This is a genomic window from Microbacterium sp. B19 (genome assembly GCF_000333395.1).
GTDB lineage: Bacteria > Actinomycetota > Actinomycetes > Actinomycetales > Microbacteriaceae > Microbacterium.
Genome location: NZ_BADA01000351.1, coordinates 1 through 6499, shown reverse-complemented (window position 1 = coordinate 6499; position 6499 = coordinate 1). Strand labels below are relative to the sequence as shown.

Annotated in this window: 6 protein-coding genes; 2 read left to right on the top strand and 4 right to left on the bottom strand. The window is 71.9% G+C overall.

All coding sequences use genetic code 11. The features are described 5' to 3' along the window. The first annotated feature begins 134 nt into the window (after positions 1-134). Positions 135-1292, top strand: a complete 1158-nt coding sequence (locus tag I5G_RS12565; RefSeq protein ID WP_036328045.1) for a MalY/PatB family protein — start codon at positions 135-137, stop codon at positions 1290-1292. A 67-nt stretch (positions 1293-1359) separates the two neighbouring features. Then, on the top strand, positions 1360-2283 hold the full coding sequence (locus I5G_RS22285; RefSeq protein WP_239642538.1) for a siderophore-interacting protein: 924 nt from the start codon (positions 1360-1362) through the stop codon (positions 2281-2283). Positions 2284-2342: 59 nt separating this feature from the next. Here I5G_RS22285 and I5G_RS12555 read toward each other — a convergent pair whose 3' ends face one another. The 4 genes from I5G_RS12555 to I5G_RS12540 are packed head-to-tail and all read right to left on the bottom strand — an operon-like array spanning position 2343 to position 6384. Further along, positions 2343-3161: an ABC transporter ATP-binding protein gene (locus I5G_RS12555; protein ID WP_022879371.1), complete on the bottom strand. Its 819-nt coding sequence runs from the start codon at positions 3159-3161 to the stop codon at positions 2343-2345. 58 nt (positions 3162-3219) lie between these two features. Then, on the bottom strand, positions 3220-4272 hold the full coding sequence (locus I5G_RS12550; RefSeq protein ID WP_148286489.1) for an iron chelate uptake ABC transporter family permease subunit: 1053 nt from the start codon (positions 4270-4272) through the stop codon (positions 3220-3222). Between the two features lie 2 nt (positions 4273-4274). Then, complete coding sequence (locus tag I5G_RS12545; RefSeq protein WP_022879369.1) at positions 4275-5321, bottom strand: iron ABC transporter permease; 1047 nt, start codon at positions 5319-5321, stop codon at positions 4275-4277. A gap of 25 nt (positions 5322-5346) precedes the next feature. Beyond that, positions 5347-6384 (bottom strand): iron-siderophore ABC transporter substrate-binding protein, encoded by a 1038-nt coding sequence (locus tag I5G_RS12540; protein WP_022879368.1) that lies wholly within the window; start codon positions 6382-6384, stop codon positions 5347-5349. Positions 6385-6499 lie beyond the last annotated feature (115 nt).

Sequence of the window (6499 nt, the reverse complement as noted above, 5' to 3'; positions counted from 1 at the left end):
TGATGCGCGCCCTCGGCTTCGCGATCTGAAGAAGCTCTCTCCCGAACGCCCATCCCACGCGGGGTGGGCGTTCGTGTTTCCGTCTCTGACGCGCCGATTCCTCGGCATCCGGGGCTCTCGTTAGGCTCGTCAGGGTGAGTGTTCCCCCGTTGAAGGCCCTGCCGCTCGAACTGCTCCGTCAGCGTTCGAGCACGAAGTGGAGATCGTACGGGGACGACGTGATCCCGATGTTCGTTGCGGAGACGGACTTCCCGCTCGCGCCCGCGATCACCGCGGCCCTCGCCCGCGCGGTCGAGATCGGGGACACCGGGTACACCCCGCCGCGTCCGGGCATCGACCTCGACTTCGCCGACTTCGCCGAGCGCCGGTGGGGGTGGCGTCCCGATCCCGCGCGGATCCGGTGGACCGGCGACGTGATGATGGGGGTCGTCGAGGTGCTGCGCGCGGTGACCTCGCCGGGCGACCGGGTCGTCGTCACGCCGCCCGTGTATCCGCCGTTCTACGACACCGTCGAGGAGGCGGGCGCCGTCGTCGAACGGGTGCCGTTGCGCGACACGGGGGAGCGGTGGGAGCTCGACCTCGACGGGATCGCCGCAGCGCTGGCATCCGGAGCGAAGGCCGTCCTGCTCTGCAACCCGCACAATCCCACGGGCACGGTGCACACGCGGGAGTCGCTCGCCGAGCTGGCGCGGATCGCGGCGCGGTACGGCGCTTCGGTCGTGAGCGATGAGATCCACGCGCCGCTGACCTTCGCACCGGCCGTGTTCACGCCGTTCCTGGATGCCGCTCCCGAGGCGGCCGAGGTGGGCTACGCGGTCACGAGCGCGAGCAAGACGTACAACCTCGCGGGGCTGAAGTGCGCGGTGATCGTCACGGGGTCGGACGAGAACGCCGCGGTCGTGCGGACGCTGCCGTGGGAGGTCGAGTGGCGCGCGGGGCTGTTCGGCGTCATCGCCAACCGCGCGGCGTTCGCGGCCGAGAGCGACGCGTGGCTGGAGCAGCTCCTGGTCGCGCTCGACGACAACCGTCGGTTGCTCGCCGAGCTGCTCGCCGAACACCTCCCGCTCGCGCGGTACCGCGTGCCCGAGGCGGGGTTCCTCGCGTGGGTCGATGTCTCCGCGTACGGATGGGGAGACAACCCCGCGCCCTACGTCCGGCGCGAGGCCAAGGTCGCGCTGCACCACGGCCCGCTGTTCGGGGCCGAGGGCGTGGGCCACGTCCGCATCAACGTGGGCTGCGATCCCGACGTGCTGCGGGAGGCGATCCGGCGCATCGGTGCGCTCGTGGAGTAGTTCGGCGGCGTCCTTTCCGGACGTCTGGGCGTGGCATCCGGAGGATAGGTAAGGATATCCTTATCTCGTGAAGACAGCCACGCGTCCCGCCTACCGCCCGTACGTCGCCGTGGTGAAGGAGGCCCGTCGGCTGTCGCCGCACTTCGCGCGGATCACGTTCACGTCTCCGGACTTCGAGGTCTTCGGCACCGATCGCCGCGACCAGCGGGTGAAGCTCGTCCTGCCCGGCCCCGACGGCCGCCTGTGCGACATCGGCCAGGAGGACCCCGTCGCGATCGACAACGGCGAGTGGTACACGCGGTGGCGCGACCTGCCGGACGACGAGCGGATGCCGTTCCGTACCTACACGGTGCGCCGGATCGATCCCGAGTCGCTCGAGCTCGACATCGACTTCGTGCTGCATCACGACGCCGGCCCCGCGGGCGCGTGGCCGAGGTCGCCGCGATCGCGACCCGGATCCTCGTGTGGGACCCGACGCGCGGAGCGAGGAGTCGGCACAGGGCATCGACTTCCACCCCGGCACGCGCAGCGTCTGCTGCTCGCGGGTGACGAGACGGCCGCTCCGGCGATCTGCGCGATCCTCGAGGGACTCGGGTCCGGTTGCGTCGTGGATGCCTTCATCGAGGTGCCGACGGACGACGACGCGCTCCTCGTCCGCACGGACGCGCGCGTGCGGTGGCTCGCGCGCGATGACCGTCCGCACGGGGAGGCGCTCATCGAGGCCGTCGAGGCGTGGACCGCGGCATCCGGAGACGTCCTCGCGCGCGCCGCGGCTCCGCGTCCGCAGCAGCTGGACGACATCGACGTCGACGTCGACCTGCTGTGGGACAGCCCCGCCGACGCCGAGGGCGAGTTCTACGCCTGGATCGCCGGCGAGTCGCAGACCGTGAAGGTGTTGCGGCGCCTGCTCGTCCAGGGCTGCGGCGTGGACCGCAAGCGCGTGGCGTTCATGGGCTACTGGCGCATGGGCCAGGTCGAGCGCACGAGCTGAGCCTGTACCCCTGCGGGGCCGCGGGACCCGCGCCCGGCCCGGCCCGGCGCCCCGGGCGCTCAGCCCTGCGCCGGCTCGCTCACCGTGTGGTGACGGCCGATCGGGATGACCATGGGGCGCCCCGTCAGCGGGTCGGGGACGACGCGGCTGTCGAGGCCGAACACCTCGCGTACCGTCTCCTCGGTGATGACGTCGCCGGGATCCCCCGCCGCGATCACGCGGCCGCCGGCCATGGCGACGAGGTGGTCGGCGTAGCGCGCGGCGAGGTTGAGGTCGTGCAGGACCATCGCCACGGTCGTGCCGCGCTGGCGGTTGAGGTCGGTGAGCAGGTCGAGCACGTCGATCTGGTGGCTGATGTCGAGGAACGTCGTGGGCTCGTCGAGCAGCAGCACGTCGGTCTCCTGCGCGAGGGCCATCGCGATCCACACGCGCTGCCGCTGCCCGCCGCTCAGCTCGTCGACATGGCGATCGGCGAGGTGCGCGGTGTCGGTGGCTTCGAGCGCGCGCGCGACGGCGGCGTCGTCGGTGCGCGTCCACCGGGACAGCGCTCCCTGGTGCGGATGCCGTCCCCGGCTGACGAGGTCGGACACGGCGATGCCGTCCGGTGCCACGGGCGACTGGGGGAGGAGCCCCAGCACGCGCGCGACCTGTTTGGTCGGCATCCGGTGCACGGCCTTGCCGTCCAGCAGCACCTGTCCGCTCGTGGGGGCGAGCAGACGCGCCATCGCCTTGAGCAGGGTCGACTTGCCGCACGCGTTGGCGCCGACGATCGCGGTCACCCGCCCGGGGGGAAGGCGGAGGTCGAGCGTGTCGACGATCGTGCGGTCGCCGTAGCCGAGGGTGACGGCTTCGGCGTGCAGGGTGCGTTCCGTGGTCATCGTCGGGGTCCTTCTCGGTGAGGGCGAGCGCGGGGGCGAGTGCGGGGGCGCGGCGACGTCATAGCGTGGTGCCTCCGGATCGGCTGCTGCGGATGAGCAGGTAGATGAGGTACGGCGCGCCGAGCACACCGGTGATGACGCCCACCGGCAGCCGCGTGCCGAACGCGTACTGCGCGCAGAAGTCGGCGACGAGGACGAGGAGCGCGCCGACGAGCCCCGCGGGGAGGACGGGGGAGCCGACGGGACCGAGGATCCGCAGGGCGATCGGCCCGGCCAGGAACGACACGAAGGCGATGGGGCCGGCGGCGGCGGTGCCGAAGGCGAGGAGGCCCACGGCCGCAACGATGAGAAGCAGGCGGCTGCGCTCGACGGGCAGCCCGAGCGCGGCGGCGGTGTCGTCGCCCATCCGCAGGATCTCCAGGCGGCGGGCGAGCACGAGCAGTACGGGGCCGAGGACGATCACGGCTCCGACAACCGGGAGCGCGCGGTCCCACGTCGCGTCGTTGAGGTTGCCGGTGATCCAGCGCATCGCGGCGGGGAGGTCGTACTCCGCGGCGCGGGCGATCACGTACGACACGACGGCCTGGCACATCGCGGCGACGCCGATGCCCACGAGGATGAGCCGTGCCCCCGACCCGCCGTCGCGGTAGGCGAGCAGGTAGATCGCCAGGGCCGCGGCGAGCGCGGCGGCCATCGCGAGGAACGACACGGTCGTCTCGCCGAGTCCCAGCACGACGATGCCGATGACGGCGGCGGCGCTGGCTCCGGTGTTGATGCCGATGACGTCGGGGCTCGCGAGGGCGTTGCGCAGCATCGTCTGGAAGACGACGCCGCCCATGCCGAAGCACAGGCCGGTGAACAGCGCGGTCACGGCGCGGGGGAGACGGAGCTCGCCGACCGTGAACGACGCGCCCGGGACGCGCTGACCGGTCAGGACGCCCCAGACTTCGGCGGGGGAGTAGTTCGTCTGGCCGAGCATCAGCGACAGCGCGAACGCGGTGACGACGAGCAGGGCCAGGATGCCGGTGACCAGCGCCCAGCGTCGGCGGCGGCGGTGTCGACCGACGGTGACGGATGCCAGGGCGGAGGAAGCGGGGGGAGTCAGTGTCACACTCACAGTGCTCGCATCCTCTGTCGGCGCACGAGCGCGATGAAGAACGGGGCGCCGACGAGGGCCGTGACGATGCCGACCTCGATCTCCTCGGGGCGGGCCACGACACGACCGATGACGTCGGCGAGCGTGAGGAGGACGGCTCCGCCGAGCGCGGAGACGGGGAGGAGCCAGCGGTGGTCCACCCCGACGGCGAGGCGGATCATGTGCGGGACGATGAGTCCCACGAAGCCGATGGGGCCGGCGACGGCGGTGGCGGCGCCGCACAGGATGACGGCTCCCGCGGTGGAGACGAGACGCGCGGTGCGTACGCGGGCGCCGAGGCCGGTGGCGAGTTCGTCGCCGAGCGCGAGGGTGTTCAGCGCCGAGGCGCTGCCCAGGCAGATCACGAGGCCGACGAGGAGGAAGGGCAGCACCTGCAGGATCGTCTCGGAGGTCGCCCCGCCGACGCCGCCGATCTGCCAGAACCGGAACACGTTCATGACGGCGGTGTTCGGGAGCAGGATCGCGCTCGTGAGCGAACTGAAGGCGACCGCGGTGACCGCGCCGGCGAGGGCCAGGCGCAGCGGTGTCGCGCCGCCGCGTCCGAGCGAGCCGATCGCGTAGACGAGGACCGCCGCGGCGCCCGCGCCGAGCATGCCGACCCAGATGTAGGAGGTGGCGGAGGACAGGCCGAAGAACGCGATGCCGGTGACGATCGCGAGTCCTGCGCCCCCGTTGATCCCGAGGATCTGCGGGTCGGCGAGCGGGTTGCGCGTGGCGCCCTGCAGCACCGCGCCGGAGACGGCGAGCGCCGCGCCGACGAGGATCGCCAGCACGGTGCGCGGCACGCGCTTGGCCACGGCGGCCGCCGAGGCCGTGTCGGTGGAGCCGGTGAGTCCGCTCCATACGTCGGTGAGGGAGACGTCCCGCGCACCGAACGTGACCGAGAGCACAGCCGCGACGACGAGGGCGACGACGAGGATCGTGACGCCGACGGCCCGTCGCCGCCCCCAGCGACGCGGGCGGGCGTCGCCGGGGGCGGTCGGGGCCGGAGCGAGAGCGGTCATCGCGCCGTGACGTCGGAGACGTGCATCAGGAGGCGGCCTTTGCGGCGGCGGCTCCGACGAGTCCGATGTACTCGTCGCCGAGCGGGGTGCCGATCGACAGCGGGCTCGGGTTGGCGACGGCGGCGAGCGAAGTGTTGTCGGGGAGCATCACGACGGCGCCGGACGCGACCGCGGGGATGCGCGACCACAGCGGGTCGGCCTGCAGCTGGGCGAGGGTGGCATCCGTTCCGTAGCCGACGAGCGTGTCGACGTCGGAGAAGTTCTCGATCTGCTCGGCGCTCTGCGTGAACCAGAAGGTGTCGCCCTGGGCGCTGGAGGTCTCGACCGCGGAGGAGGGCGTCATGCCGAGCTCGCTGAGGTACATCGCCCGCGGGTCCTTCAGCGAGTAGTAGCCGACGGTGCTGAGGTCGGTGGGGTCGATGTACGTGAACATCTGCTTCTTGCCGGCCAGCGCCGGGTACTTGGCGGCCTCGTCGGTGACGTGCTTCTCGAGGTCGCTGACCAGCTGCTCGGCCTGGCTCTCGCGGCCGAGGGCCTTGGCATCCGTCAGGGTCATCTCCTGCCAGGTGGTGCCCCACGCGATCTCGGGGTAGGCCACGACGGGCGCGATCTTGCTGAGGGTGTCGTACTGTTCCTGGGTCATGCCGGAGTAGGCGCCGAGGATCACGTCGGGCTTCGCGTCGGCGATGGCCTCGTAGTCGAAGCCGTTGGTCTCGTCCATGAGTGTGGGGGTCGCGGCGCCCAGTTCGTCGAGCTTGTCCTTGACCCAGGGGAGGAGTCCGTCGCCGTCCTCGTCGCCCCACGTGACCTTGGGCATCGCGACCGGCACGATCCCGAGGGCGAGCGCAGCCTCCTGGTTGCCCCAGCTGACCGTCACGACGCGCTTCGGCTCGGCGGGGATCGTCGTCTCGCCGAAGGCGTGATCGATGGTGACGGGGAAGGTTCCGTCCGCCGTCGTGGAGCCCTCCGAGGCGCCGGGGGCGGCGGCGGAGGTACCGGCGCAGCCGGTCAGGACGAGGGCCGTGGCGGCGGCGACAGCAGCCAGCGCGCGGAATCGGGACACGAAGAACCTCCAGGAAGTTAGGTAAGGATCGCCTTAGTTTAGATCAGGCCCCGCAGTCGACCGCAAACCCCCGAGCTCCCGCGGCGGGCGGGAACCTCTCGACGGCGAGGTAATA

Bases quoted from the DNA above. Each gene is read 5' to 3' on its own strand.
- I5G_RS12555 (WP_022879371.1), bottom strand. From the start codon at position 3,161: ATGACCACGGAACGCACCCTGCACGCCGAAGCCGTCACCCTCGGCTAC.
- I5G_RS12545 (WP_022879369.1), bottom strand. From the start codon at position 5,321: ATGACCGCTCTCGCTCCGGCCCCGACCGCCCCCGGCGACGCCCGCCCG.